Annotated in this window: 28 protein-coding genes; all 28 read right to left on the bottom strand. The window is 65.1% G+C overall.

What is annotated here, in order from left to right; all coding sequences use genetic code 11:
- Positions 1-23 precede the first annotated feature (23 nt).
- Positions 24-737, bottom strand: coding sequence for a serine O-acetyltransferase (cysE, locus tag BM075_RS07395; RefSeq protein WP_093360035.1), 714 nt, complete (start codon positions 735-737; stop codon positions 24-26).
- Positions 734-1,924 carry a homocitrate synthase gene (nifV, locus tag BM075_RS07390; RefSeq protein WP_093360034.1) on the bottom strand — a complete coding sequence of 397 codons (1,191 nt, stop codon included), beginning with the start codon at positions 1,922-1,924 and terminating at the stop codon, positions 734-736. The genes cysE and nifV overlap by 4 nt, the downstream gene beginning before the upstream one ends.
- 10 nt (positions 1,925-1,934) lie before the next feature.
- On the bottom strand, positions 1,935-3,140 hold the full coding sequence (gene nifS / locus BM075_RS07385) for a cysteine desulfurase NifS (RefSeq protein WP_093360033.1): 1,206 nt from the start codon (positions 3,138-3,140) through the stop codon (positions 1,935-1,937).
- Positions 3,141-3,150: 10 nt separating this feature from the next.
- The gene (gene nifU, locus BM075_RS25095; RefSeq protein WP_093360032.1) at positions 3,151-4,185 is read right to left on the bottom strand and encodes a Fe-S cluster assembly protein NifU; all 1,035 of its coding nucleotides are present in this window, start codon (positions 4,183-4,185) and stop codon (positions 3,151-3,153) included.
- A 12-nt stretch (positions 4,186-4,197) separates the two neighbouring features.
- Positions 4,198-4,518 carry a HesB/IscA family protein gene (locus tag BM075_RS07375; RefSeq protein WP_093360031.1) on the bottom strand — a complete coding sequence of 107 codons (321 nt, stop codon included), beginning with the start codon at positions 4,516-4,518 and terminating at the stop codon, positions 4,198-4,200.
- Between the two features lie 212 nt (positions 4,519-4,730).
- A complete protein-coding gene (locus BM075_RS07370; protein WP_093360030.1) occupies positions 4,731-5,207 on the bottom strand; it encodes a hypothetical protein in 477 nt (158 codons plus the stop codon).
- A gap of 147 nt (positions 5,208-5,354) precedes the next feature.
- The gene (locus BM075_RS07365) at positions 5,355-5,903 is read right to left on the bottom strand and encodes a nitrogen fixation protein NifQ (protein ID WP_093360029.1); all 549 of its coding nucleotides are present in this window, start codon (positions 5,901-5,903) and stop codon (positions 5,355-5,357) included.
- Positions 5,887-6,183: a ferredoxin III, nif-specific gene (gene fdxB, locus BM075_RS07360; RefSeq protein WP_093360028.1), complete on the bottom strand. Its 297-nt coding sequence runs from the start codon at positions 6,181-6,183 to the stop codon at positions 5,887-5,889. The genes BM075_RS07365 and fdxB overlap by 17 nt, the downstream gene beginning before the upstream one ends.
- Positions 6,184-6,186: 3 nt before the next feature.
- Positions 6,187-6,393: a CCE_0567 family metalloprotein gene (locus BM075_RS07355; protein ID WP_093360027.1), complete on the bottom strand. Its 207-nt coding sequence runs from the start codon at positions 6,391-6,393 to the stop codon at positions 6,187-6,189.
- Positions 6,394-6,532: 139 nt separating this feature from the next.
- Complete coding sequence (locus BM075_RS07350) at positions 6,533-7,003, bottom strand: NifX-associated nitrogen fixation protein (RefSeq protein WP_093360026.1); 471 nt, start codon at positions 7,001-7,003, stop codon at positions 6,533-6,535.
- Positions 7,000-7,488 (bottom strand): nitrogen fixation protein NifX, encoded by a 489-nt coding sequence (nifX, locus tag BM075_RS07345; RefSeq protein WP_093360025.1) that lies wholly within the window; start codon positions 7,486-7,488, stop codon positions 7,000-7,002. Before nifX ends, BM075_RS07350 begins: the two co-directional genes overlap by 4 nt.
- On the bottom strand, positions 7,463-8,854 hold the full coding sequence (nifN, locus tag BM075_RS07340; protein WP_093360024.1) for a nitrogenase iron-molybdenum cofactor biosynthesis protein NifN: 1,392 nt from the start codon (positions 8,852-8,854) through the stop codon (positions 7,463-7,465). Before nifN ends, nifX begins: the two co-directional genes overlap by 26 nt.
- Before the next feature lies 1 nt (position 8,855).
- Positions 8,856-10,421 carry a nitrogenase iron-molybdenum cofactor biosynthesis protein NifE gene (gene nifE, locus BM075_RS07335; RefSeq protein ID WP_093360023.1) on the bottom strand — a complete coding sequence of 522 codons (1,566 nt, stop codon included), beginning with the start codon at positions 10,419-10,421 and terminating at the stop codon, positions 8,856-8,858.
- A 175-nt stretch (positions 10,422-10,596) separates the two neighbouring features.
- Positions 10,597-11,337, bottom strand: a complete 741-nt coding sequence (locus BM075_RS07330; RefSeq protein WP_245758772.1) for a sulfite exporter TauE/SafE family protein — start codon at positions 11,335-11,337, stop codon at positions 10,597-10,599.
- Between the two features lie 259 nt (positions 11,338-11,596).
- Positions 11,597-13,141: a nitrogenase molybdenum-iron protein subunit beta gene (nifK, locus tag BM075_RS07325; RefSeq protein WP_093360022.1), complete on the bottom strand. Its 1,545-nt coding sequence runs from the start codon at positions 13,139-13,141 to the stop codon at positions 11,597-11,599.
- Between the two features lie 132 nt (positions 13,142-13,273).
- On the bottom strand, positions 13,274-14,773 hold the full coding sequence (gene nifD, locus BM075_RS07320) for a nitrogenase molybdenum-iron protein alpha chain (RefSeq protein WP_093360021.1): 1,500 nt from the start codon (positions 14,771-14,773) through the stop codon (positions 13,274-13,276).
- 70 nt (positions 14,774-14,843) lie between these two features.
- Entirely contained in the window at positions 14,844-15,728 is an 885-nt protein-coding gene (gene nifH / locus BM075_RS07315) for a nitrogenase iron protein (protein ID WP_093360020.1), read from the bottom strand.
- Positions 15,729-15,920: 192 nt separating this feature from the next.
- Positions 15,921-16,322, bottom strand: a complete 402-nt coding sequence (locus tag BM075_RS07310) for a hypothetical protein (protein ID WP_218152828.1) — start codon at positions 16,320-16,322, stop codon at positions 15,921-15,923.
- Between the two features lie 14 nt (positions 16,323-16,336).
- Entirely contained in the window at positions 16,337-17,164 is an 828-nt protein-coding gene (locus BM075_RS07305; protein WP_093360019.1) for an SIR2 family NAD-dependent protein deacylase, read from the bottom strand.
- 5 nt (positions 17,165-17,169) lie between these two features.
- Complete coding sequence (gene nifT, locus BM075_RS07300; protein WP_093360018.1) at positions 17,170-17,382, bottom strand: putative nitrogen fixation protein NifT; 213 nt, start codon at positions 17,380-17,382, stop codon at positions 17,170-17,172.
- On the bottom strand, positions 17,379-17,672 hold the full coding sequence (locus tag BM075_RS07295) for a nitrogen fixation protein NifZ (RefSeq protein ID WP_093360017.1): 294 nt from the start codon (positions 17,670-17,672) through the stop codon (positions 17,379-17,381). The genes nifT and BM075_RS07295 overlap by 4 nt, the downstream gene beginning before the upstream one ends.
- On the bottom strand, positions 17,659-18,426 hold the full coding sequence (locus tag BM075_RS07290; protein WP_093360016.1) for a 4Fe4S-binding leucine-rich repeat protein: 768 nt from the start codon (positions 18,424-18,426) through the stop codon (positions 17,659-17,661). The genes BM075_RS07295 and BM075_RS07290 overlap by 14 nt, the downstream gene beginning before the upstream one ends.
- A 4-nt stretch (positions 18,427-18,430) precedes the next feature.
- Positions 18,431-18,625: a 4Fe-4S binding protein gene (locus BM075_RS07285; protein ID WP_093360015.1), complete on the bottom strand. Its 195-nt coding sequence runs from the start codon at positions 18,623-18,625 to the stop codon at positions 18,431-18,433.
- Between the two features lie 27 nt (positions 18,626-18,652).
- Positions 18,653-20,140 (bottom strand): nitrogenase cofactor biosynthesis protein NifB, encoded by a 1,488-nt coding sequence (nifB, locus tag BM075_RS07280; protein WP_093360014.1) that lies wholly within the window; start codon positions 20,138-20,140, stop codon positions 18,653-18,655.
- A 252-nt stretch (positions 20,141-20,392) separates the two neighbouring features.
- On the bottom strand, positions 20,393-22,144 hold the full coding sequence (gene nifA, locus BM075_RS07275; protein ID WP_093360013.1) for a nif-specific transcriptional activator NifA: 1,752 nt from the start codon (positions 22,142-22,144) through the stop codon (positions 20,393-20,395).
- A 422-nt stretch (positions 22,145-22,566) separates the two neighbouring features.
- Positions 22,567-23,631, bottom strand: coding sequence for a TRAP transporter substrate-binding protein (locus BM075_RS07270; RefSeq protein ID WP_093360012.1), 1,065 nt, complete (start codon positions 23,629-23,631; stop codon positions 22,567-22,569).
- A 48-nt stretch (positions 23,632-23,679) separates the two neighbouring features.
- The gene (locus BM075_RS07265) at positions 23,680-25,296 is read right to left on the bottom strand and encodes a TRAP transporter large permease (RefSeq protein ID WP_245758771.1); all 1,617 of its coding nucleotides are present in this window, start codon (positions 25,294-25,296) and stop codon (positions 23,680-23,682) included.
- Complete coding sequence (locus BM075_RS07260) at positions 25,289-25,786, bottom strand: TRAP transporter small permease subunit (protein ID WP_143089833.1); 498 nt, start codon at positions 25,784-25,786, stop codon at positions 25,289-25,291. The genes BM075_RS07265 and BM075_RS07260 overlap by 8 nt, the downstream gene beginning before the upstream one ends.
- Positions 25,787-25,888 lie beyond the last annotated feature (102 nt).

The raw sequence follows: 25,888 nt of genomic DNA, 5'->3' as shown, positions 1-25,888 counted from the left end.
TTCTCCTGTTGGCTGGCAATGGGTCAGTGGTGGCAATTGATCGGGCGCGGGCGTTCGGGGTCGCCCACGGGAGGAACGGGGCCCTGCCGGGCGTTCAGACGCGCCTCGAGGAACGCCACCCGGTCGGCCAGCCGGGCAAGCGCGCGCCCAACCGGGTCCGGCATCAGGTGGTGGTCGAGATTGACCCGCAGCGGGTCTGCAGAGGGTTTAATCTCGGTCCGCACGATGCGGGCAGGGATGCCGATCACGGTGGCATCGTCCGGCACGTCGGAAACGACGACCGAATTCGCCCCCACCCGGACGCCCGCACCGATGGTCACGGGGCCGAGGATCTTTGCTCCCGCGCCGACCATCGACCCGTCGCCCAACGTCGGGTGGCGCTTGCCGGGGGACCAGGACACGCCGCCCAGCGTTACCCCGTGATACAGCGTGACGTCCGCGCCGACTTCCGCCGTCTCGCCGATCACCACGCCGGCGCCATGGTCGATGAAGAACCCGGGGCCGATCGTTGCGCCGGGGTGGATGTCGATGCCTGTCACCGCTCGGGCGAGATAGGAGACGATCCGGGCCCCGAACCGGAAGCCGCGCCGCCAGAGCACGTTGGCCAGCCGGTAGGCGACCGTGGCGTGCAGGCCCGGATAGCAAAGCGCCGTTTCCAACGCCCCTCGGGCTGCCGGGTCCCGGCTGCGGATGGCCGCGAAATCGCGCGCCAGGAGGCTGCGAAGACCCGGCTTCATGCCGCGCCCTTCACGGCAGCAAAGACGTCCTTTGAGAGCTGGTCGAGCAGCATTGCCAGATCTTCGGCGCGGGCCGGGCGTTTGGCGGTGTTGGCCCACTCCCGCAGCAACGGGATCAAGGCCGAGGCGGTTGCGGGGTCGTCGGGCAGGCCTGCCTCCCGAAGGGCATTGCGCACGCCCGCCAGGCCGGAGTGCTTGCCCACGACATAGCTGTGCGCACGGCCGAACCGGCCGGGGGCGAATGTGTCAGCCTCGTAAGTCCGGCGGTCTTTCAGCATCCCGTCGACATGAATTCCACATTCATGAGTGAAGGCATATTCCCCCACGATCGGCTTGGAGACCGGCACCGGCCGTGCCGAGGCCTGAGACACGATTGCGGACAGCGCGGGCAGCGCGCCAAGGTCGATCCCGCAGGCGACACCGGAAGCCTCCATCGCGGCGACGACCTCCTCCAGCGCGGCATTGCCGGCCCGCTCGCCCAGCCCGTTCACCGTGACCGACAGGTGCGTGGCCCCGGCGGCGGCGGCCACCAGCGTGTTTGCCGTTGCAAGCCCAAGATCGTTGTGGGCGTGGAATTCCAGGTCCAGCCCGATCCGCCCGACAATACCGGTGACGAGCGCATGGGCGGCGAACGGGTTCAGGATGCCCAACGTATCGGCCAGCCGAAACCGGATCGCGCCGGCCGATTGTGCGGCTGCCGCGATGTCTGCCAGGAAGGCCGGATCGGTGCGGCTCGCATCTTCCGCGCCGATGGACACCTCGAACCCCCGACCGACCGCGTAGCCCACAAGGCGCGCTGTCTCCGCCAGAAGCCAGACACGGCTGGCCCGCAGCTTTCCCTCCACCTGCCGATCCGAGGTCGGTATGGCGATGTGCAGCCGGCGCACGCCGGTTTGCTCCGCCAACTCGATGTCACCCTGCCGCAGCCGGGTCCAGACGACTGGCCGCGCTGAAGAGAGGCACACCGCCACCGTGCGCATTTCCGCGATCTCCGCGCTGCCCATGGCGGCAACGCCGATCTCTACCTCGGCTACGCCCGCCGCGTCGAGCGCACCCGCGATGGCGCATTTCTCTGACAGGGTGAAAGCCACCCCGGCGGTTTGCTCTCCATCCCGAAGGGTCGTGTCACAAAGCGTCACCGATCCGATGGCCGGGGCGACGGGGAAGCTGAATGCGGCAAGCGTCATGGCGATGTCCTCACGCGTATTCGGGATTGAACTGGGCCTTTCCGCCATCGCTGGACCAGAACGGGGACATCTCCCTCAACTGGTCGATGATCGCCGGAACCGCCGCGATCACCCGGTCGACCTCCGCCTCCGTCGTTTCGCGCGAGAGGGAGAAGCGGATCGCGCCGTGTGCAGCAGTGAAGGGAATGTCCATCGCCCGGAGCACATGGCTCGGCTCCAGCGACCCGGAGGTGCAGGCCGAACCCGAGGAGGCCGCGATGCCCTGCCTGTTCAGCATCATCAGGATCGCCTCGCCCTCGATGTACTCGAACGCGATGGTCGTGGTGTTAGGCAGCCGGTCCCGCCGGTCCCCGGTGACGAAGCAGTGGCTGACCTGCGAAACGATGCCCGCTTCCAGACGGTCCCGCAGGGCCACGATCCGGGGCAGGTCCTGCTCCATGGTGGCCAGCGTCATCTCCGCCGCCTTGCCGAGCCCGATGATCGCCGGGGCGTTCTCGGTGCCGCCACGACGGCCACGCTCCTGATGCCCGCCGCGCAGGAGCGGCCGGAACCGAGTGCCCTTGCGGACATAAAGCGCACCGAGCCCCTTCGGCCCGTGCAGCTTGTGCGACGAGAGCGAGAGCATGTCGATCTCGGTCGCCTTGAGGTCGATCTGCACCTTGCCCACCGCCTGAACGGCATCGGTGTGAAAGAGCGCCCCGGCCTGGTGGGCCAGTTCCGCCAGCCCATCGACGGGAAAGATCGTGCCGGTCTCGTTGTTGGCCCACATGAAGCTGACCAGCGCCGTCTTCGGCCCGAGCGCCGCGCGATAGGCGTCGATATCGAGCCGGCCCTCGTTGTCCACCGGGATGCGGTGAACTGTGACGCCCTCGTGCTTCTCCAACCAATCGGCCAACGACAGGATCGCGGGGTGCTCGACCTTGGAGGTGATGAACTCGGTCCGCTTCGGATTGGCGGCCAGCGCCGAGCGGATGGCGGTGTTGTTCGATTCCGTCCCGCCCGAGGTGAAGATGATCTCGTGGTCGAATTCGGCCCCGATCAGCGCCTGCAACGAGCGGCGGGCCTGCCGGAGCGCACCGCCGACCTCCTCACCGAAGGCATGGATGGACGAGGCGTTGCCGAATTGCTCGGTGTAGAACGGCACCATCTCCTGCACGACCTCCGGAAAGACTCGTGTGGTGGCGTTGTTGTCGAGGTAGATCGGGGCAAGTGTCATGGCGGCGTCCTCAGTTGCGGGGGGCCGGCACGACAATGAAGTCGCGCCCGAGTTGCTCGCGGATGCGCTTGCGCAGCCCGCCGAGAGTGAGAGAGGCGATCTGACAGCCGGCACAGGCGCCCGTCATTTCCACGCTCACCCGATTGCCGTCGACGTCGAGCAGGGTCACATCGCCGCCGTCCGCCTGAAAGGTGGGGCGCATCTCCTCGAGTATGCGGGCAATCGCGATTGCCTCCTGCGCGGACGTGCGCGCTGCGGGAGCAGGGGCCGGTGCGGGCGGCAGCTTTGCCGCGGTGACGGGTTTCACCCGGATCGGCTGGATCGCGATCGGTTCCTGCAATGGCGCCGGCGCAGCGGGCGGCGCGGGCGGCAGGTCGGGGATCACGAAACCTGTGGCCTTGGCCTTGGGCGTTGGCGCCGGGGCAGCCCCGAACACGAACGCCTCTGCGGCGGAAAGTGTGCCGTCCGCGACCATGGCGGCGTTGACGTCCGCCAGCAGCTCTTCCAGCGGCTCCCGGCAGGAGGAGCAGCCGCCGCCCGCCTTGGTGTAGAAAGTCACCATTTCCAGAGACGTCAGCTTGTTGGTACGAATGGCGCGCTCGATCATCCCGGCGTCCACGGCAAAGCACTTGCAGATCAGCGCGCCTTCCTCGTGGTCATCCTCGTCCACTGCTTCACCCGTCCAGGCAGCCACGGCTGCGGTCAGCGCCTCCTGACCCATGACGGAACAATGCATCTTTTCCGGCGGCAGTCCGCCAAGGAACTCCGCAATATCCTGGTTGGTCAGCGCGCGGGCCTCGACGATGGTCTTGCCCTTGATCAATTCCGTCAGCGCGGAGGACGACGCGATAGCCGAGCCGCACCCGAATGTCTGGAAGCGTGCATCTTCAATGATTTCCGTCTCCGGGTTCACCTTCAGCATGAGCTTCAGCGCATCCCCGCAGGAGATCGAGCCGACTTCGCCCACCGCATTGGCATCTTCCAGCGCGCCAGCATTGCGCGGGTTGAAGAAGTGATCCTTGACCTTTTCGCTGTAGTCCCACATGCGCGTCGCTCCTCAGCAGAAAGACTTCCCGCAGCCGCAGTTCTTCGTGGCATTGGGGTTGTTGAAGACGAAGCCCGACCCTTCGAGCGAGCTCACGTAGTCGATCGTCGTACCCGTCAGGTGCTGCTGGCTGGCAGGGTCAATCAGAACCCGGACACCATCGGCATCGATCACCGCGTCGTCGTCCTGTTGATCGAGCTCCAGGGCCATGCCGTATTTCAGGCCTGCACAGCCGCCGTCCTGCACCATGACGCGCAATCCGGCGATCTGCTGGCCCGCGCCCTCGATGGCGGCGCGGATGGCCTCCCTGGCGCTGTCGGTCAGTTCGAGCATTCTTGTCTCCCGTGTGGCATACTCAAGCTTTGGATCACCTACAGCAAAGCCCGTGCCAACTTGCTTTGGCGTGACTTAACAAAAGCTTGGCGGCGGCGCGGTCCGCGACCGCCGCGACATCTCCACAGCGACATTGAAGGCTTTGCGACAGATACGGTGTCGGCGCGGCACCTCACGCGCGACATCGCGCACGGGAGTCCTCCGAGCACGGCTCAAACCTCTCCGCCCATCTCGCGATCGTTCAGGTACCCCAGGATGACCGCAGCGCCGAACCTGTCCGTCGGATCGAGCCGCGCGCTGTGCGAGAGTGCCTCACGGGCGGGGGCGTGGCGGCCGAGGCGGAGGTGACAATAGCCCCAGGCGAGTAGCGCCTGAAGGTAAAGCCCCGGTGCGAACGCGACCTCGGTGAACGCCGCATCGCCCGGGCCCACATCGCGCCAGTCGATGGCGACGTTGAGCCGCCGCGCCGCATGGCCGATCAGCGCCTCGCAATGAACAAGCGCCTGTTCATAGCGGTGGTTGTAGAAATAGAAGCGGTACGCCCCCAGCCGGACGTCGAGGTCTTCGGGTGCCAGGCGCAGCGCCTCCGCCAACGCGGCCTCTGTCCGCTCCGGATCGCTCCGGGCCGCGTCTGCCTTCCGCGCCAGCAGATCCAGCGCGGCCGCGCCATGGTCGGACGGCCCGCTCATCCCGCGCCTGCCTCGATCCCCCTTGCATAACCGGAACGCACGCAGCCCGGCCAAGGACGGGGATGCCAACAGGTCTTCTTGTTGGTAAAAATACCCAATTCCGGCCCCTCCACCCAGTGGTCCGCCGGGCCGCGCAGCCCTGTCGCCTTAATCCGGCGCAAAGCAGTCGGCGCGTTCGGCGCAGTCGTCGCAGGTCGGCGACAGGCACAGCGCGAAGTCCTGATCCGAGCAGATCTGCCGGTAGAAGAACTTCTTCCAGCGCATATTCTGTGTGTTCGCGGCGTGAATGCGCGGGAAATGGCGGTCGATCAAATGGCCGAGCGCCCGTCGGCTGGGAAGGCCAAGATCCTCCCACAGGTGACGCGTCTCCATCGCCCGGCGGCCGATGATTGCCGCGAACCAGTGGCTTTCGGGGGTGGCGTGCCCGCCGCGCCAGAGCAGGAGCAGGGCGATTGCATCCTGGTCGGGCAATCGCGCGGGGTCGGGCGCGTCCAGATCCGGCAGGATCAGACCGGGAAACCAGGTTTCCGACAGGTCGGCAAGTTGTGCCGGCAACAGGCCGAGCAGGTCCGGCAGGGTTCCGCGCCCGGCTTCGCGCTCATCCAGGGCATGGGACAGGATACAGGCAAGGTCCGAGCGGATCAGCGCACGCGGGTCCGGCGCTTCCGACGAGAGCGAGTCAATCGAGAGGAGCATGGGTCTGACAGTCGGACGGGCAAACGCGGTTGCAGGCGCCGCAACCGATGCAGTTGTCGGCATTCGCCATCACCATGACCCGGCGTTCGATGTCGTCCTCGTACTCCTCGTCGTCCAGATCGACAACCATGCCCTCGTCCGTGATGCCCTTCAGGGTCATCACGTCCCGTCCGCACACCTTGTAGCACCGGCCGCAGCCGATGCACTTGGTGCCGTCGATCGACATCAGGAATTCCGGCGTGTATTCCGCACCGCCGCGGTTATAGGCCACCATCGGCATGTCTCAGACTCCCTCCGCCTTCTTGGCCGCTTTCAGCTCCTTGCGGGCGGCGGCCAACGCCTTGAAGACCTCGAACGTTTCCTGCGCCACCTCCGGGATCTTTTCCCAATCGGTCGGCAGTTCCTCGGACAGGTCATGCAGATTCATCTTGGCGGTGGTGGACCGCATGGAGAGCTTCTTCACCTTGTCCTGCAGATCTTCGATGCTCATGCCTCGATCCTCTTCGGTTTGACGGTGGCGGTGCGCAGCCACCGGCTGGCGGGGGTGCGCCCGGTTGCGGGTTTCAGCTTCAGCGGCGGCAGAGGCTTGGGCGCTTGGGCCGGCCGGTGAATGGGGGAGATCCGGACCATCACGCCCGCGCCGCGTCGGGGAATTGTTCGATCGTCGCGACGGCGTCGGCGACCAGCTTCTCGCCGGCCTCCGCCAGCTTGGCATAGGTCTCGAAACCGAACCGGTGCACGTCGCGAAGGTGCTTCGACACCACCACCAATTTGCCGGCGATCAGGACGATGCGGCCGAAGCCCTCGTGGCTCATCTTCTGCATTTGGCTGGCCATGCAGCCGGTGTCCTTCTCGATCATCAACCCGATGGCGTCATAGAACTTGCCGATCCGCCACATGACGTCCGGGTCCGGGTCGCCGATGATCGGAATATCGCGCCGTTCCTCGCGGGTGACGATGAATTCCGCCATGATCTCGGAGTCGCTTTTCTCGTCCCAGGTGCCGTAGCTGTCCTCCGCCCGGATCACCGCGGCGAGCTGCTTCAGAAACGGGCTGTCGGTCATCTCGCCCCCGCGGGGGGCCTCGGCGATCTCGCTCATTGGGCACATTCCTCGGTCTCGTAATCGTCATCCATGAAGCTCGGCGTGCCGGTCCGGCCGAGGATCTTGCGCAGGAAGGGAGGCGGGGTGCCTTGCAGCATCGTCTGCACCTGCTCCAGTACGGCGGAGATCGGCTCGGGGTCCTTTCTTTTGATCGGGTGGATGCCAGCTTTCACGACCTTGGCGGCGGAGGGGCCGCCGATGGCGAGCGCGAACAGGAGCGCGCAGCCCCCAAGCGCCTCGACTTTGGGTGTGATTTTGTCGTCGATGTCGTCGTGTTTGCCCAATTGCGCGGTGACATCATCGAAGGCGATCGCCTCAACGAAGCTCGCGTCGCCGCTCGTCACGTCATAGATGGCGAATTTCTTTGCCGATCCGAAGTGGGCGTTGAGGCTCTCGAGGTCGTTGGTGGCGATGGCCACGCGCAGGGGCTTCTCCGCGCTGGCCTGCGCCTCGGTCTCAATGAGTCGCAATCTGCGGGACATGGTCGAACTCCTCGGGGATGGGGGCGGCTCCGAAGTCTGTCGGAGACGCGCGGTGATGCTGGGCCTGGGCGATGTTGGCGACCTCGTAAAGGAAGGCGCGCGTGCCGCGATACCCGACGCGGCAAATGTCCTGCGCGCCAAGGCGGTCGAAGATCGGGAAACCCGCGCGCAGGAGCGGGAGGTGCAGATTATGGGCGGCGTGGCGCCCGTGGGCGTGGGTAACAAGCATCTGCGCCCCGTTTGAGGCGGCGCTCGTCTCGAAGTCCCCAAGATCGCCCACCAGGACCTCCGCCGCCGGCACACGCCCGGCAACCGGGTTGGCTGTGGTCGTTGTAACAGCGGTGACAATTTCGGCGCCGAGCCCCGCCAGGCAGTTTGACAGCGCGAACAGCAGGTCCGGGTCCGCGCCCAGGGCGACTTTCAGACCGCCAATATGAAAATGCGCGTCGAGCGCGGCGTCGACCAGGCGGGCGCGGTCGCGCTTGATGGAGGGCGGCGCGTCATTCTGCGCAGCCAGCTCCATCAGGGTTCGCACAATGGCATCCACCGGCTTGAGCCCCGTGACGGAGTGGAAGACGCGGTAGGGGACGAAGGCGCGGTCCTCGATCAGCTTGGCCGCCCTGCGCATGCTCTCGCCGACGGCCAGGGTAAAGGCGCTTTCCACCATCCGCTCTATGTCGGCCAGCCGGGTGCCGCCCAGCGACGTGCCGCTCCAGTTCTCGGATACGTGACCGTCCAGCGAGGTGGAAATGTCCGGCAGCACGATGGGTTCCAGGCCGAAGGCGCGGATCATCCGGACCAGCTCCTCGACTTCCGCCGGCGTGAGGTAGGAACCGCAAAGCAGGTTCACCTGCCGCGGGTCGGATTTGCGAAACACCGGGTCGATGGCCGGGACCAAGGAATCGACAATCGCCTCCACCGCCTTCGCCCATCCGTCCTCCAGCCCCCCCGCGAAATCCGGCGTGGAGGCATAGACGACCGCCGTTCCCGCAAAATCCGTGCGGCGGCCCAGGATCTCCTTCAACTCGCCCACGACGTCTTCGCCGCGTGTCTCGGTCAGCGCCGTGGAGGCGATGCCGATGAAGCGCGGGTTGGACTTCTTCCGCAGGTTCTCGATGGCTTCCTCGATCTGCTCGGCGCCGCCGAGGATTGTGGAAACCTCGTTCATCGCCGTGGTCTGCAGCGGCACGGCCTCCTTGAAGTGCCGCACAAGGTGGACCATGGCGAATGCCGTGCAGCCCTGGGAGCCGTGGAAAAGCGGCACCGCGCCCTCGATTCCGAGGTAGGCCAACGCCGCGCCGAGGGGCGCGGAGGATTTCAGCGGGTTGGTGGACAGCGCGCGCTTGGGATGAGTGATACGGGCCATGTCAGCAGTCCTCGAAATCGGTCTGTGAAGAGGCAAACCCGGTCAGCCCGTTTTCCGCGGGCGCCTCGGACCGCGCCGTGGCGGCGCGGGTCGGCGAGGTCCCGGCTCCTTCCGTAGAAGCATGTGTCACCGGGCAGGTGCCGCGCAGCGGCGGCACGTAGGTGCCGAAGTCCGGTAGCGGCTCGTCCCATGGCGCCGGGCTGCGCAGATCCGCCCACATCGGGTTGTTCACCGCCCGGTCGATGGCGCGAACGAGGTCGAGCATCCCCATGTAACCCGCATAGGGTTCGTGCTTTTCCTGATTCACGTCGACCCACGGCACCTTTGCCTTCAACGCCACGAACTGCGAGCGACCGCCGGACATCAGCACATCGGCACCGGCGTCCTTCAGCAGGCGGTACATGTCCTTGGGCGCCATGTTGTCAAACATGTGCGCGTCGGTCTGCATGATCTCCGTAACGCGCTCCTTGTCCTCCTCGGTTGCCTTGCGGACAGAGGTGCCGATGACCTCCATGCCCAACTCCTGCAGCGCCGCAACCACGGACCAAGACTTGTGCCCCCCGGTGTAGAGCAGCACCTTGCGGCCGGCCACTTTCGGGCGGTAGGGGGCGAGCGCGTCCCAGATCCTGGCTTCTTCCTCGGCGATGAGCGCCTCGCAGCGGTCAAGCAACTCCGCATCCGCGCCGCGCTCCACCAACGTCCGGCAAAGCGTGCGCAGCGCCTCCGACGTATCGGTAATGCCGTAAAAGGACCCCTCGAAGAACGGAATGCCGTGACGCTCCTCCAGCTTGCGCGCCAGGGTTATGAGCGCCTTGGAGCATACCAGCATTGTCACCTTCGCCCGGTGCGCCATGGCGACCTGCCGGTATCGCGCATCGCCGGTGATGGAGCCAAGGATGCGGATGCCCAGCCGGTCGAGCAGCGGCTTGACCTGCCAGAGCTCGCCCGACAAGTTATAGTCGCCGATGATGTTTACATCGTAAGGCGTTGAGTCCTCAGGTTCTATCGTTCCAATGACGTGATCCAGAAGCGCCTCGCCGGCGAGCTTGTTGCCGAGGTTCTTGGAGCCTTCGTAGCCGGGGGCGTTCACCGGGATGCAGGGGGTGCCGAATTTCTGCGCCGCGGCCTTACAGACGGCGTCGATGTCGTCCCCGATCAGCGCTGGAACGCAGGTAGAGTAGACGAAGACTGCCGGCGGGTGGTGGCGCTCGATCACCTCGCGTATGGCACGGAACAGCTTCTTTTCGCCGTGGCCCATGACGATGTCGAGCTCGGTCAGATCGGTGGTGAACCCTGTGCGGTAGAGCTCCGAGCCCGACGAGGCCGCGCCGCGGTTGTCCCAGCCGTTGCCCTCGCAGGCCAGAGGCGCGTGGACGAGGTGTGCAACGTCGACAATAGGCTGCAGCGCGATCTTCGCGCCGTCGAATGCACATCCACCCGCCGCGGCACCCGGCGTGAGCGGTTTGGCGCAGCCCTTCTTCCGCTGGTGCTCGCTCTTGCCGCGGTTCGTCCCGCAGGCGGGCTCGTCGAACACGTCGGCAATTTTGGACTTGAGAGCGTCGGCCATGGGAACTCCCTGTGCTTTGCATAAGCAAAGCAAGGGGCGTGCCAAGCGTTCTGACGCCGGAATAGGCCGTTAAGCGACTGAAATTACTAGCGTAAGAGACTCGTTGATCCAAAGCCAATCGGCGTGTCAGACCGAATGTCGCGGATGCGACACGACAGGCCGACACCGGCGGCAGTCAGGTAAAGAACACTTCGTAGAGCAACTTGAGCGACACGACGCCAAGCGCGACCTCCACCAGCAGGTAGAACGCGCGTTCCGGAAGGATCCGCGAGATCTTCGCGCCGCTCCATGCGCCGGCCAGCGCGAGAGGCGCCACCCACACGGCGTGGGACAGGCTCTCCGACGTGATCTGCCCGGCGATGACGTAAGGGGGGAGTTTCAGCAGGTTCACCACGGAGAAGAAGATCGTGGTCGTGCCGAGATAGGTCATCTTGTCCAGACGCTGCGGCAACACGTAGGCCTGAAAGGGCGGGCCGCCGGCGTGGGAGATGTAGCTGGTGAAGCCGGCCACCGTCCCCCAGAACAGTCCGCGCGGCACGTCGGCACGCTTCACAGGCCGCTCGATCTTCAGGTAACGGGTGCGGAACGCGTCCACGAGGTAGAACAGGCCGATCCCGGCGACCACCAGCTTGATCAGGTCGCGCGGCACGACCGTGACCGCAAAGAACGCGATCAGGATGCCGGCGACGGCGCCCGGCAGCAGGATCTTCAGGTTCTTCAGTGAAAACGACTTGCGGAAGAGATAGACGGCGTACCAGTCGGCCACAATGTACAGCGGCAGCAACAGGCCTGCCGCCATGGCCGGGTCCATGAACAGCGACATGAGCGGCACCGAGAGCATGGCGAGCATGGGCACGCCACCCTTGGAAAGCCCCATCAGAAAGGCCGCCAAACCCGCCACGAACCAGAATTCCAAGGCCAACCTCCGTTGCGCGCGTTGCCGGAGAGCCCGGTGTCACAGTCAGCATACGCCCTCCGCTTACGCCGCTGCACGGGGACATGCAATGCGGGGGGGCGGGGTAAGACTAAGGGTCCAATTGGAAATTCCGCTCTCGTGCCCATGAGTAAACGGCCGCTCCGGCATCGCCGTGCCGCAAAAAAGGCCGGCCGCGGGAAAGCGGCCGGCCGAAGGTGCTTGCGAACCCGGCGTTTGAAACCGGTACGCGACAGGGAGCTTAGCGTGTCAGGTCGAACGAGTAGTCCGTCTTGCCCGGATCGATCGTATCGTCGTCGAGCTTGTCGAAGATCAGGTCCAGCATCTTCACCAGAACCGTCAGCGTGCCCTGATAGAACATCGTCGGGAAGCGGTGGTGATGGTGACGGTCGAAGATCGGGAAGGCGAGGCGCAGAAGCGGCGTGCCGGTGTCGCGTTCAAGGTACTTGCCGTAGGAACTGCCAATCAGGATGTCCACGGGCTCGGTGTTCAGGAACGAGCGCATGTGCCACAGATCCTTGCCGGCCCAGACCTGGCACTCCTTGCCGAAGGGCGAGCTGTCCAGAAGTTCCTGCATCTGCTTGGCCCAGGCTTTGGAGCCGTTGGTGGCAAGGCAGTGCCGCGGCTCGCCGCCGGTCTCAAGGATGAAGGCCGCCATGGCGTAGACGAAGTCCGGATCGCCGTAGATGGCGTAGGTCTTGCCGTGCAGGTAGGCTTGGCTGTCGGCCATGGCGTCGATCAGGCGACCACGCTCCAGCCGCAGGCTTTCCGGGATCTCCTTGCCGGTCAGTTCCGACAGCTTCATCAGAAACCCATCGGTGCCCTTGACGCCCATCGGGTAATGGAAGGACGCCGTTTCCTGGCCCTTGTCCTTGCAGTAAGCCAGTGTCTTGGGTGTGCAGTACTGTTGCAGGGACAGTGTCGCTTTCGCATTGAGCGCTTTCGGGATGTCTTCGATCTTGGTGCCGCCGGAGTACATCCGGAATTCGCCGTCGGAGGGCGTGTCGTAGACGTCGGAGACATCGGACAGGATCGTGTAGTCGCCGATCCCCATCTCGGCCAGAACGCGCTTCAGTTCGCGCACGTTGCCCACGGCGAAGCCGTCGAAGCCCGGAATGATGTTGATGCTGTCGTTGGCGACGCGTGTCTCGGCCTTGTCCCAGAAATTGCTGAGGATGCCCTTTTGCATGTTGTCGTAGCCGTCCACGTGGGACCCGACGAAGGCGGGCGTGTGGGCGTAGGGCACGTTGAAGTCGGCCTCGACCGATCCCTTTTCCTTGGCCTGGATAATGAAGGAGTTCAGGTCGTCCCCGATGACCTCGGCCATGCAGGTCGTGGACACTGCGATCATGGAGGGGTCGTAGAGCGCCTTGGTGTTGGCGAGACCGTCCACCATGTTGATCAGCCCGCCGAAGACCGCCGCATCCTCGGTCATGGAGGAGGAGACGCAGGAGGCCGGCTCCTTGAAGTGACGGCTCAGGTGCGAGCGGTAGTAGGCCACGCAGCCTTGCGAGCCGTGCACGAAGCTCATGGTCTTCTCGTAGCCGGCGGAGGCGAAGACGGCCCCGAGCGGCTGGCACGCCTTGGCCGGGTTGATCGTGGCGGCTTCGCGGGCGAGGTTCTTTTCGCGGTATTCCCAGGACTTGCTCCAGTCGCCGATCTCCTTGACCAGCTCGTCGGGGTGTCCGCACTCGAATTTGAGCTTCTTGTTCTCAAGCATCTCCTGGTATTCCGGCTCGCGGAACAGGGGGGCGTGGTCGAGTACCTTGTCTGCCGATTGTGGCATGGCTTAGATCCTTCTGTTGGCCGTCCGCATTCCGAGACGCGCCGGGGGGGAGGAAAGGGGGAAACCGCAAGGGGGCGAGGGAACCATCCCCCTGCGGGGGGTGCAGGTGCGCGCTGGCGCGCACCCTCGGGCTCATTCGGCGGCGATCGCTTCCGGCCCTTTCCAGGGCGCGTCGTAGAGGCCCCAGACCGGGTTGTTGATTGCCAGGTCCATGTCGCGGGCAAAAATCGCGTAGCCGTCGTAGCCGTGGTAGGGGCCGGAGTAGTCCCAACTGTGCATCTGACGGAACGGGATGCCCATCTTCTGCACCGGGTACTTCTCCTTGATGCCCGAACCCACGAGGTCCGGCCGGATGCCCTCGATGAATTTCTCCAGCTCGTAGCCGGTGACATCGTCGTAGATGAGGGTGCCGTCCTTCACGTAGTGGCCTGTCCGCTTGTAGTCGTCGCCATGGGCGAACTCGTAGCCGGTGCCGACCACGTTCATCCCCAGGTCGTCATAGGCGGTGACGACGTGGCGCGGGCGCAGGCCGCCGACATAGAGCATGACCGACTTGCCTTCGAGGCGCGGACGGTACTTCGCGTTGATCGCGTCGACCAGCGGCTGGTACTTGGCGATGACCGTTTCGGCATTGGCCTGGATCGTCTCGTCGAACTTCGCGGCGATGGCGCGGAGGGAGGCGGCGATCTGAGTGGGGCCGAAGAAGTTGTACTCCATCCAGGCGACGCCGTGCTTCTCTTCCATGTAGCGGCAGATGTAGTTCATCGACCGGTAGCAGTGGATTAGGTTCAGCTTGGCTTTCGGCGCACGCTCCATTTCGGCAAGCGTCGCATCGCCGGACCAGTTGCCGACGACGTTGAGGCCGATCTCCTCCAGCAGGATGCGGGAAGACCACGCGTCGCCGCCGATGTTGTAGTCGCCGATGATGTTCACGTCGTAGGGGCCGGGCTCGTAGTCCACGTCGCCCTTGTCCAGCACCCAGTCGCGGACGGCGTCGTTGGCGATGTGGTGGCCGAGCGACTGGGACACGCCGCGGAAGCCCTCGCAACGAACCGGGACCATGGTCTTTTCATGTTCCTTGTTCTTCGCGCGGGCCACGGCCTCGATATCGTCTCCGATAAGGCCGATCGGGCATTCGGACTGGATCGTGGTGCCCTTGGACAGCGGGAACAACTCCTCCAATTCGTCAATCATCTTGCCCAGCTTCTTGTCGCCGCCGAAGACGATGTCCTTTTCCTGGAAATCGGTGGTGAACTGCATCGTGACGAAGCTGTCGATGCCGGTCTGGCCGATGTAGTAGTTCCGCCGCTGGGACCAGGAATACTGGCCGCAGCCGACCGGCCCGTGCGAGATGTGGATCATGTCCTTCACCGGGCCCCAGACCACGCCCTTGGAGCCGGCGTAGGCACAGCCGCGGACGGTCATCACGCCGGGGATCGACTTGATGTTGGACTTGGTCGTGTCGCACTTGGAAGCGTGGCCCGTTTCGGGATCGGGCGTCGCTTCGGGGTCGGGCTGCGACACCTGAAGGTGCTTCGCGCGCTTCTTCTTCGCTTTGGCGGGATAGGCTTCGAGGACCTGTTCGATCAGGCTCTCGTAGTCTTCCGGGCCGCTGACGTGATCTTTGGCCATCCTTTTGGCTCCTTGTTCACTTGCGGTTGCGTGAAACGGGGCCGGCGCGAACCGGCCTCCAGCGGTCGGTTCAGACGGCTTCGGCCTCGGTCGCGGCGATGGCGGCCAGACGCTCTTCTTCCGACTGCATGATGCCGAACTCCATCAGCATCTCTTCCAGCTCGTCCATCGTGACCGGGGTCGGGATCACGCCCTTGCCGGAGTTGGCGTGGATCTTCTGCGCGAGTTGGCGATATTCGTCGGCCTGCGCAGAGTCGGGGGCGTATTGCAGAACCGTCTGCCGGCGCAGTTCGGCGTGCTGGACGATATTGTCGCGCGGCACGAAGTGGATGAGCTTGGAGCCCAGCTTCGCGGCCATGGCTTCGGCCAGTTCCAGTTCCTTGTCGGTCTGGCGCTCGTTGCAGATCAGGCCGCCGAGGCGCACGCCGCCGGAGTTGGCGTATTTCAGGATGCCCTTGGAGATGTTGTTGGCGGCGTAGAGCGCCATCATCTCGCCGGACATGACGATGTAGATCTCCTGGGCCTTGTTCTCGCGGATCGGCATGGCGAACCCGCCGCAGACAACGTCGCCGAGGACGTCGTAGGAGACATAATCGACGTCGTCATAGGCGCCGTTTTCTTCGAGGAAGTTGATGGAGGTGATGACACCGCGGCCGGCGCAACCGACGCCCGGCTCGGGGCCGCCGGATTCAACGCACTTGATATCCTTGTAGCCGATCTTCAGCACGTCCTCGAGTTCGAGGTCTTCGACCGAGCCCATCTCGGCGGCCAAGTGTAGCACGGTGTCCTGGGCCTTGGAGTTGAGGATCAGGCGGGTGGAGTCCGCCTTCGGGTCGCAGCCGACGATGAGGATCTTCTGACCAAGCTCGACGAGAGCCGCGAGTGTGTTCTGGGAGGTGGTGGATTTGCCAATCCCGCCCTTGCCGTAAAAGGCGATCTGTCGGAGTCCGCTCATGGGTAATGGTCCTTGTTGCAGGTCTGTTTTGTCCATCGAAGGGCGATCTCCGCCCCTGCCGGTCTCTAAGCAGGGACCGTGCCAAGCGGGAGAAGTCGGATTGTGCTGGAGAAACAATGCCTTCGGAGGAGCGACGGATTTCGCGGGATTGTGTCGAACACAACATTTCCCCGACAAATCCCGCACGCCGCGTCAGAAAGAGCCGGGCGAGGTCTGATGGTTTCGACCGGGCAGAACGCCGTGCATCCGCAACGTGGCCTTGAAGGCTTTCATGACCGGCCGGGAGATACGGGTTTCGGCCAGCACACGGGCCTCGTAGACGTCGGCGCGATACCGTTGGGCGTTTTCCGCGCGAGCGGTGGCGATCATCCTGTGGCAGTCGGCTCCGAGAGCGAGGGCGGGCCTATGGCGGACGACGTCGTAGACCGCCGTCATGATGCGGGCTTCGTGCGGCGGCATCTTGCACTTGCCGTCGAGGATCTTGAGCATCACCGCGATCGCGCAATCGACCTCGGCGGGGGAGAGGCGCAAAAGAAAAGCCCGCTGCGCCGGAGAGAGCGCAACGGGCTGGGTATGCAGAGACCTTTCGGTCATGGCCCCAACTGGGGTCAGACCGGGGCCGAAAGAGCTGCCGTGACCTCCTCCGGCGGCAGATCCAGCCGGGTAATCCCCATCTCATCGAGGAACTTCCCCTCCATCCGCGTCAGCGCGCCATCGATGACAGCCACGTGCCCGCCGCCGGACCGTTTGGTGATCTGCCGGGCGAAGGTGCGTAGCATCTGGTCGTCGAACCGGCAGCCGAGGAACAGGAACCCACGCCCCGTCCGGCGGGCGCGGACCTCCTCGGGGATCGGTGTCTGGATGTCGATCTCGGTCAGCACCTCGACATAGTCGCTGTCGGACATCAGGAAGCTGGAGCCTTTGCGCGCCATCCCGTGCGGTTTGTAGACCAGCGTGTCCCAGCCCGTGTCCGGCCCCTCGGGGCGCTCGGCGCCGGTGGTGTCGTAGGCGCGGGTCCAGATCTCGATCCACTCGCCGTTGCGGCTAACGCCTTGAACCCAGCCCCAGTCCGCCTGGCACTGCATCGCCGCCAGAAGGCCGTCGTCGTACCAGGTGTCCACGATCATCGCCGGGCGCATGGTGGCGATCGCCCTCTGAACCGCGTTCGGCTGGCCGAGCCCGGGGGCGAAGGCCCGCTCGATGATGTCGTTCAGCGTCGCGCGGAACTTGCGGCTCTCCACGTATTGCGCGGCCGACCAGAGGTTGCCGGAGGCGCGTTTGGGCACCCGCACCTCGGCTTCCAAATGTGCGCACAGCGCATCGGGCGAGGCGGGCACATCGGGGCTGAGGCCGGAGACGCCGGGGCCGAGGTAGGGGATCATCCTTCCCGCGGCCACCGCGTCCAGCGCTTCGCTCAGTTTGGCTTGGTCGCTCATCCCATTCACTCCGCATCCGCCAGTCGGCGGGCGTCGACAGTGATCGGCAGCTTCGGCGGCTCGGCGAATTCCGGCATCTCCAGCATCCAGCCGTTCGAGAGCTTCGCCCAGCCGCCCCAGATGCCGGGCTTCTCGGACTCGACGACGATCTCCTCCAGATCCTTCTTGGGCACGTAGATTTCCGTTCCCTTGGGCGTGTCGCGGACCATGATTTTCATTGCAAATTCTCCGTTTCTGTAACCGTTTCCGTCACGCCGTCGAGCTCGCGCGCGCGCATGCCGACGATGTTGCCGCGCTCGATGAAATCGACGGCGTAAATGTAGAACTGCTGCAGGAATGTGCCGATGTCGCGGACGTAGCCCACGTCACCCTTCTTCACGACGACCTCGCCGATTTCGCGGCCGAACATGGTGCCGTCGTTCTTGATGTGCTTCTTCGAGATCACCTTGTCCCCGGGCAGGAAGACGGGCGGCTTGTAGACTTCGATCTCGCGGTCATCGGTCGACATCATGCGTCTCCTTTTCGAGTTGTGAGAGGCGAGTGCCGGCGGTCTCGCGGACAAGGTCCTCCGCATCTTCCAGCAGCAGATGCAAAACGTCCGCTGGCGCCCGTTCTGCCACCGCGTGACGGACCCGGATGTCATCGTCCCGGGCGAAGCCGTGCAATTTGTCCGGTGCCATCCGCTGCGCCGCCTCACGGCGTACCAGCGGCTCGGCATCGGTGATGAAATGCGTGAGCCAGTCCTCGCGGATGCGGCGGGCCACGATGCGGCGGATCTCGGGGTCGTCGTCGTAGACCATGGTGGGCAACATGCCAGGATCGGCCCGTCGTACGGCGATCTGGCGCACGTAGGGATCAGGGTCCGACAGCATCGGCAGCAACTCGTCGATTGGCAGGCGGTGCGCGACCGCGACGCGGACGCGGCGGTCCTTGTCGCGCATCCGGGCCTTGGCGTGGCGCACCGGCAGGCGCAGAACCGCCATGGCGCGCACGCCCGCGTCGGCATCGTTCAGAAGCGGCGGCAGGCGAAAGAGCGTCGCCACCCGCGCCGCATTGATGCGCGTCTCGAAATAGGGCATCCGCAGGCAATCGTCCGCCAGGGCCGGGTTCAGCACGAAGAAGCGCTCGATCCGCTTGGCATAGCGGTCGTGGACGCAGGCCCAGCCCAACCCGCACTGGCCCGCCTCCAGCCGGTGCTGGAAGCGGCAGGCCGCGCAGTCGAGTGCGTCGCCGTGCCAGTCGACCGGATCGGGCCCCTCCATCGGCTCAGGCTGGGACGCAGGTTTCGGGCACCGGGCAGACCGCGGCGCATTGCGGCGTGTCGAAGCTGCCCTCGCATTCGGTACACAGATCGGGGTCGATCACGTAGGTGTCGTTGGTGAAGCTGATGGCTGCGTTAGGGCACTCGAACTCGCACGCCCCGCAGACGGTGCAGTTCTCCTGAACGATCTTGTACGACATGGGCGGTCCTTTCTTCGCGAGGCCGGATCAGGCGATCTCGGCGGAGGCGGCGGGCAGGCCCATGCGGGCGCGGTAGACGGCGGAGACGGCCGTTTCGATGTAGTCGTAGGCGTAGTCCTGAATGGCCTCGATCCCGGCCGCGGCGAGGTCTTCGCGCGGGCAGTCCCCGATCTTGGCGCAAAGGATCGTGTCGATCCCCTCCAGCGTCTTGATGACCAGTTCCAGCTTGTCTTCCTCGCCGTAGCCGCCAACGCAGTAGTTGTCGCACCGACGGTGGGTGACGAAGCGCACGCCCTCGGCATCCACCTCGAAGATCTGGAACTCGGTGGCGTGCCCGAAGTGCTGGTTGATCCGCCCGCCGCCCTTGGTCGCGACGGCGACCAGCAGGGCGTCGGCGTCCTCGGCAACGGTTGCGACGGTCTCCGCCTTGGCTTCTTCGGCGGCGGCGCGTCGCTCCTCGCGCTCACCGGCGACCCATTCCTTGTAGGCGTCCCGCTTGGAAGGGTCGTAGGTCACTTCTTCGGGCACCTGGTCCATGGTGAACTCCTGCCCGCGATCTTCGCCCAGCAGCCCCACGGCGTCGGCCCGGCACTGGCGGCAATGCTTCATCAGGTTCGCCCCGCCGGAGCAGGCGTCCTGCAACGTCTTCAGCTCCGCGGCGGTCGGGCCGCGCTGACCGTTAAGGCCGAAAACCGTGCCGTGCTCGGGGGCGGAGATGAGCGGCATGATGTTGTGCAGGAACGCGCCGCGCTTCTTGACCTCCTTGTTCACCTCCAGCAGGTGCGCATCGTTGATGCCGGGGATCATCACGGAATTGACCTTCACCAGAATGCCGCGCTCCACCAGCATGTCGAGGCTCTGCATCTGCCGCTCGTGCAGGATCTGGCTCGCCTCCAGCCCGGTGATCCGGCGGTGGTCGTAAAAAATCCATGGGTAGATCTGCGTGCCGATCTCGGGGTCGATCATGTTGATCGTCAGCGTCACGTGGTCGATGTTCATGTCCAGGAGCTCGTCCACGTGGTCCGGCATGGCCAGACCGTTGGTCGAGATGCAGAGCTTGATGTCTGGAAGCTGCTGCACGACCTTCTGGAACGTCGCCTTGGTCTTACGCCAGTCGTAGGCGCTGTCGCCCGGGCCGGCGATGCCCAGAACCGATAGCTGCGGCACCTCGTTGGCGACGGCGATGACCTTGCGCGCGGCGGCTTCCGGACTCAGCCGCTCCGACACAACGCCGGGGCGGCTCTCGTTGGCGCAGTCGTACTTGCGGTTGCAGTAGTTGCACTGGATGTTGCAGGCCGGCGCCACCGCCACGTGCATTCGCGCGAAGTAGTGGTGTGCTTCTTCGGAATAGCAGGGGTGGTCCTTCACCTTCGCCCAGATCTCCGGCGCCATGTCGGCCGGGCCATCGGAGGAGCCGCAGGCGGAACTGCTACAGCCCTCGCTCTCCATCGCCTTGCTGAGGGTGTCGCGGCTGGCCACTTGCAGCCCTCCGAGGGAAACGACATTGCCGGTCATGCGCTCGTCCTTTCTGTCCACGCGGTTCGAGGGGATGCACCCTCGATTCATCAAGCAACCGGCGTGCCAGGACTGTTTTTGATGTGATTTCAAAATGATAGGGAATGCGCTCCCGGTTCCGCCGTCGTGGCTCCGACAAAGCGTCGCGAACGCGACAATTCGCGGAACCGTCCGGACGGGCATGGATTGCAGCCCCTGAACGCGAAAGGAGCGGGCAAGCCCGCTCCCTTCTGTCCCTCGTTCTTGCGGTGATCAGATTTTCTTTATCTCGATGTCGTGCTTTCGGAGCGCGTAGCCGATCTGGCGCGGGGTCATGCCCAACAGGCGCGCGGCCTTCGCCTGAACCCAACCGGCCTGCTCCATCGCATCGATCAGCTCCTCGCGCTCTGTGTTGGCGGTCTTGCGGGGAACGGGCGGCGGGGCAGGGCGCTCTGGGATCGGCCGAACCGGGGCGGAGATACTCCGTACGATCGGTTGGATCACCTCACCCGCAGCCAGCCCGCCGATCGGCGAAAAGGCGTTGTTCTGCAGTCGCCAGAGTTGCGCGGAGAGGCAGGCATCCTGATTGCAGGCCAGATCCTCGGCCCGGATCACGTCGCTGTCGCACAGTGCCGCGCTGCGATGGATGCAGTTTTCCAGCTCCCGGACGTTGCCGGGGAAGCGGCACCCCAGAAGCGTGCCGAGGGCATCCTGCTCGAATTCCAGGGCGGTGCCGTTTTCCTCATTGAAGCGGTCGAGGAAGGTCCGCGCCAGTTGCGGGATGTCCTCCGGACGGTCGCGCAGGGGCGGAAGGTGGATCGGCACCACGCAAATCCGGAAATAGAGGTCCGCACGAAACTTGCCACGGGCGACGGCCTCCTCCAGATCCCGGTTCGTCGCCGTGATCAGACGGACGTCGACCTTCAGCGTCTTGGTCCCACCGACACGCTCGAATTCGCCCTCCTGAAGCACGCGGAGCAGCTTGGTCTGAAACTCGTGCTTGATCTCGCCGATCTCGTCGAGAAAAAGCGTTCCGCCGTTCGCAAGCTCGAACCGGCCTTTTTTCAGCCCGGTTGCGCCGGTGAACGACCCCTTCTCGTGACCGAACAACTCGGTTTCCAGTAGGGACTCGCTCAGCGCCGCGCAGTTGACCTTGATGAAGGGCTTGTCGGCGCGGTCGCTCAGGCTGTGGATGGCCCGGGCGAACAGCTCTTTGCCGGTCCCGCTCTCGCCACGCAACAGAACCTGTGTGCTGGTCTTTGCCACCTTTCGGATCCGCTTCGCGACGGCGCCGATCGCGGCGCTTTCGCCCACGATGCCCTGGTCGGGCAGGAGCGGCTCGACATCCTCGCGCGCATCATGCGCCGCCTTGATCGCCTCTCCGGCTTCGCGGAACATCCGTTCCCTGTCCCGCGCGACCGCGCGGCGGAAGCGTAGCGCCTGCTCGAGCAGCGAGGCGATCATCGTCATCACGCGCAGGTCGTTTGAGACCTCGCGGGCCGGATCATCGGTGAAGGGGCGGAACACTTTCAGCACGCCGATCACAAGCGGCAGATGCGTTTCTGCCCGGATCGGCACGGCGATCAGCGCCAGCCTTCCGTCAGTCGTCTGGTCCGGAAGCGCGTCGACGCCGAACTCGTTCTCGATGTCGAGCGAAACCAGCGGCACGCCGGTGAGAAACACCATTTCCGTCACCCGGTCATTGCCCCGCGCGCTTGGCAGATCCGGCGCGACGCCGCGCACCGTCGCCGCCAGGGCGAACGGGTTGTGTCCGGGGTGCGGGCTCTGCCCGGCCTCGGGGTCGCACAGCAGCGACAGCGCCCCGTGCCGCAGCCCCATGAAGGAGCCGAGGATGCTGAAGACGCTCGGCATGGCCGCCACGGGGTCGACGGCGCCGGTCAGCAGCTTTGCAATTTCAAATACAGTTTCGAGCGATGTCTGTTCGGACTCCCGCGCGGCCGCTTTCGCCCGCCGACGGGCTGAGGAGGAAATCAGACGAACTGGCTCTACAACGTCGATGTGCATGGAGATACGTCCTTCCTAGGAAATATCTGATGGGCCCAACCAAGCTAAAAGTTGTGCTTCCTCCCTGCCTGCATGTTCGCCAAGCGACGGGCGGAATGTCCAGTCAGGGAGATTGCCCTCAGGGCAAGCTGCGCGATCTCGCCCCATGATTTGCCCCGTCTGCGCGCAATCCGTGCATATGGTGGCTCGCGACGATACGCGTGCTGCCCGAAAAGGCGTCTGTTTGCGCTAAAGCTATGCAGGAGGGGTCGGCAGGACCGTCCGCCGTGGGCCGGGTCGATTCGGCCTGACGCTGACAAGGGGGGCTATGGATTTGGTCCGCGCGTGTGGCCGTCTGCCAATAGGGTTCGGCGGATCAGGCGGCCGTAGGTGCCGGCGCAGGGCAGGAGGCCCGCCGCCGGAGCGGCGAGCCTCGCGCGCGATCAGACGCGCTGCAACATCGTTTGAGCCGTGAAGGCGGCGCCGTAGGGGCGGGCGACTTCGAGGTAGGCATTGGCGCTCTCGAGGCAGCGCTGGAAGTCCGGGTTGGCCGCGGCCTGCTCGTCCATCACTTCCGTCGAGGCCTGCTTCAGCGCCGCGAGAACGTCTTCGGGGAAGGCCTTGAACTCGACGCCCGCATCTTGCAGCGCCTTGAAGGCCTGAGCGTTGAAATACTCGAACTGGCTGATGGTCTCGGATTCCGCGGCACCGGCGGCGCTACGCAAGATCGCCTGGAGGTCGGGCGTCAGGCTCTCCCAGGCGTCCTTGTTGACCACCACATGCAGGCCGGCGCCCGGCTCGTGGAAGGCAGGCGCGTAGCAGTAGGTGGCCACCTTGTTGAGCCCGAAGGCCTGGTCCAGCATCGGCCCGACCCATTCCGCCGCGTCGATCGCGCCGGACTGGAAGGCCGGGAAGATCTCGGTCGGCGGCATGAGCACCGCGTTCACGCCGAGCTTCCGCATCGCTTCGCCGCCAAGGCCGGCGATGCGCATGTTCAGCCCAGACAGGTCGGCGACGCTGGTGATTTCGTTCTTGAACCAGCCCGCCGCCTGCACGGTGGAGTTGCCGGAGTAGAGCGGGATCATGTTCCGCTGGGCATAGAGGTCGTCATAGATCTCCTGTCCGCCTCCGTAGCGCAGCCAGCCGGACAGTTCGGAGGCGGTGAAGCCGAAGGGAATGTTGGTGAAGAAGTGCAGTGCGGAGTTCTTGCCCGCGCTGTAATAGGCCGTGCCATGCCCGATCTCCGCCGTGCCTTGCTGAACGGCGTCCTCCACGGCGAACGGCGGCACCAGCTCGCCGCCGGAATAGAGTTTCAGCCGCAGCCGCCCGTCGGCCATGGCGTTCACGCGATCCACGAAGGTGACCGCGTTGGTGCCCACGCCCGGCGCTTTCGCCGGGAAAGACGTGGGGCATTTCCATTCGATGATCCCCTGCGCGATGGCGGGCGCGGCAAGTGCCGCGGCGGGGGCGGCGACCATTCCGGACTTCAGGAATGCACGACGTTTCATGATCTCTCTCCCAGTTGTTGCGGGGCGCGTCGTGCCCCGATACTTGTCTCAGCCAAACAACACGCTTGGCAGCCAGGTCGCAAGCGGCGGCCAGAGGAAAACGATCCCCAGTGTGACGATCTGGATCAGCACGAAGGGAATGATGGCGCGATAGATGGTGCCGGTACGGATATCGGCTGGCGCTGCCGAGCGGTAATAGAAGAGCGCGAAGCCGAACGGCGGTGTCAGGAACGAGGTCTGCAGATTCAACGCCACCAGCACGGCAAACCAGACCGGGTCCACGTCCTGCAGCAGGATCGGGCCGACCAGCGGCACGACGATGAAGACGATTTCCACGAACTCCAGGATGAAGCCCATCAGGAAAATCACCAGCAGCGTGAAGACGAGCATCGTCCGGTGATCGCCGGGCAGGCCGGTGAGCACCTCGCGCACCCAGTCGTCCCCGCCGAAGCCGCGAAAGACGAGGCTGAGCATCGAAGCGGCGAGAACGATGCCGAAGATCATGGCCGATGTCTGTACCGCACGCCCGATCGCGGCCCCGAAGATGCCGGCGCGGGTCAGCACAACCACGGCGACGACGAGACCGGCGACCAGAAGACCGGTCAGTGCGATCGCCAGCATCGATCCAAGGCTCAGGCCGACCTGAGCCGCAGACAGGTCCACCCGGCCGACGCCGGTCAGTCGCAGGGCCACCAGCGCGAAGCCGACTGCCCCTGTCGCCGTCATCACATGCCGCAGCCAACCGGCCGTGCGCCGCTGTTCCGGCGCGTGGGCGTGCGTGCCGCCGGGCAGTGCATCTTCGTCGCCCGCGGCCGAAACGCGGGCCGCGGTGATTAGCAGCGTGCCCGCGACCCCGATAGCGGCGGCCTCGGTCGGCGTTGCAACGCCGGTCAGGATGGAGCCCAGAACGGCCAGGATCAGCAAGATCGGCGGCAGGACTTCGCGCGCCACGTCCCACCAGTTGGACGGCGCCGTGTCGGCTTCGGTGTGCGCGGGAATGTTCGAGAGCCTGAAGAAGATGAAGACGCCGTAAAGCGCAACCAGCACCAGCCCCGGCAGCAAAGATCCCGCGAACAAATCGCCCACGGTGACAGCATCAGGGGCGAAGTTCCCGGCCTGCTGCTGCGCCTCCAGATAGGCATTGGCCACCTGGTCGCCCAGCAGGATCAGCACGATGGAGGGCGGGATGATCTGGCCCAGCGTGCCGGCGGCACAGATCAGGCCGCTGGCTGTCTCGTCGGGCACCCCCACGCGCCGCATTGCCGGTAGGCTGATCATTCCCAGCATGACGATCGTGGCGCCGATGATGCCAGTGGAGGCGGCGATGAGCGTGGAGACGAGCAATACCGCCAGCGCCAGAGCCCGCGGCGTGCCCCCCAGCACGCGGCCCACCTGCATCAGCATCCGCTCCGCGACACGCGATCGCTCCAGCATCACACCCATCAGCACGAAGAGCGGCACCGCGACGAGCAGAGAATTCGACATCACCCCGAAGGCGCGCTGCGGATATGCTTGCAGGAAGCTCAGGTCGAACGCCCCGAACCCGGCCGCCACGAAGGCCACCAGCACCGGCACGCCGGCCAACACCAGCATCACGGGCACGCCCGACAGGATGCCGGCCAGCAGGCTGAGGCCGAGGACGATCAGCCAGAAATGCTCAATCACGCGCCGGCTCCTTCCCAAGGGAAAAGAGCTGCGCCACGCCCTGCAGGATCATCAGGGCACAGGCGAGCGGCAGCATGGACTTCACCAGGAACAGGCCGGGTAGGCCGCCGGTCTCGGCGGAGGCTTCCCGGATCGACCAGCTATAGACGATGTCGGGCCAGACCCAATAGATCGTCAGCCCGAAGACCGGGATCAGGAGCGCGATGATGCCCACGCGGTCGAACAGCGCTTGGGTTTGCCGGGTCTGGTTGGCGCGGAGCACATCCACACGAACGTGGACGTCTAGGGCCTGCGCGACGGGCAGGCCGAGCACCACCAGCGTGGCAAAGCTGTAGGCCACGGCATCCTGCAACTCGATGAACCCCATGCCGAAGACGTAGCGCAGGATCACCACGACAAGCTGACCGATGAAGATCAGTCCCAGCAGCAATTGGCAAATTCGCTGCGTCACGCGATGCACGTGCGCCGCAATTCCGTTCAGGACAGTCATCCGCTTCCCCTTGTCCACGGCCAAATGCCCAAAACCTCTCAGGTCCGCAAGGCTCGGCGGCCGTTTGGCGGCGACAAAGTGATCGTGCAGCTACGGTGTTTG

The organism is Tropicimonas isoalkanivorans (genome assembly GCF_900112335.1).
Taxonomy (GTDB): domain Bacteria; phylum Pseudomonadota; class Alphaproteobacteria; order Rhodobacterales; family Rhodobacteraceae; genus Tropicimonas; species Tropicimonas isoalkanivorans.
This window is presented reverse-complemented; position numbering and strand designations above follow the sequence as displayed.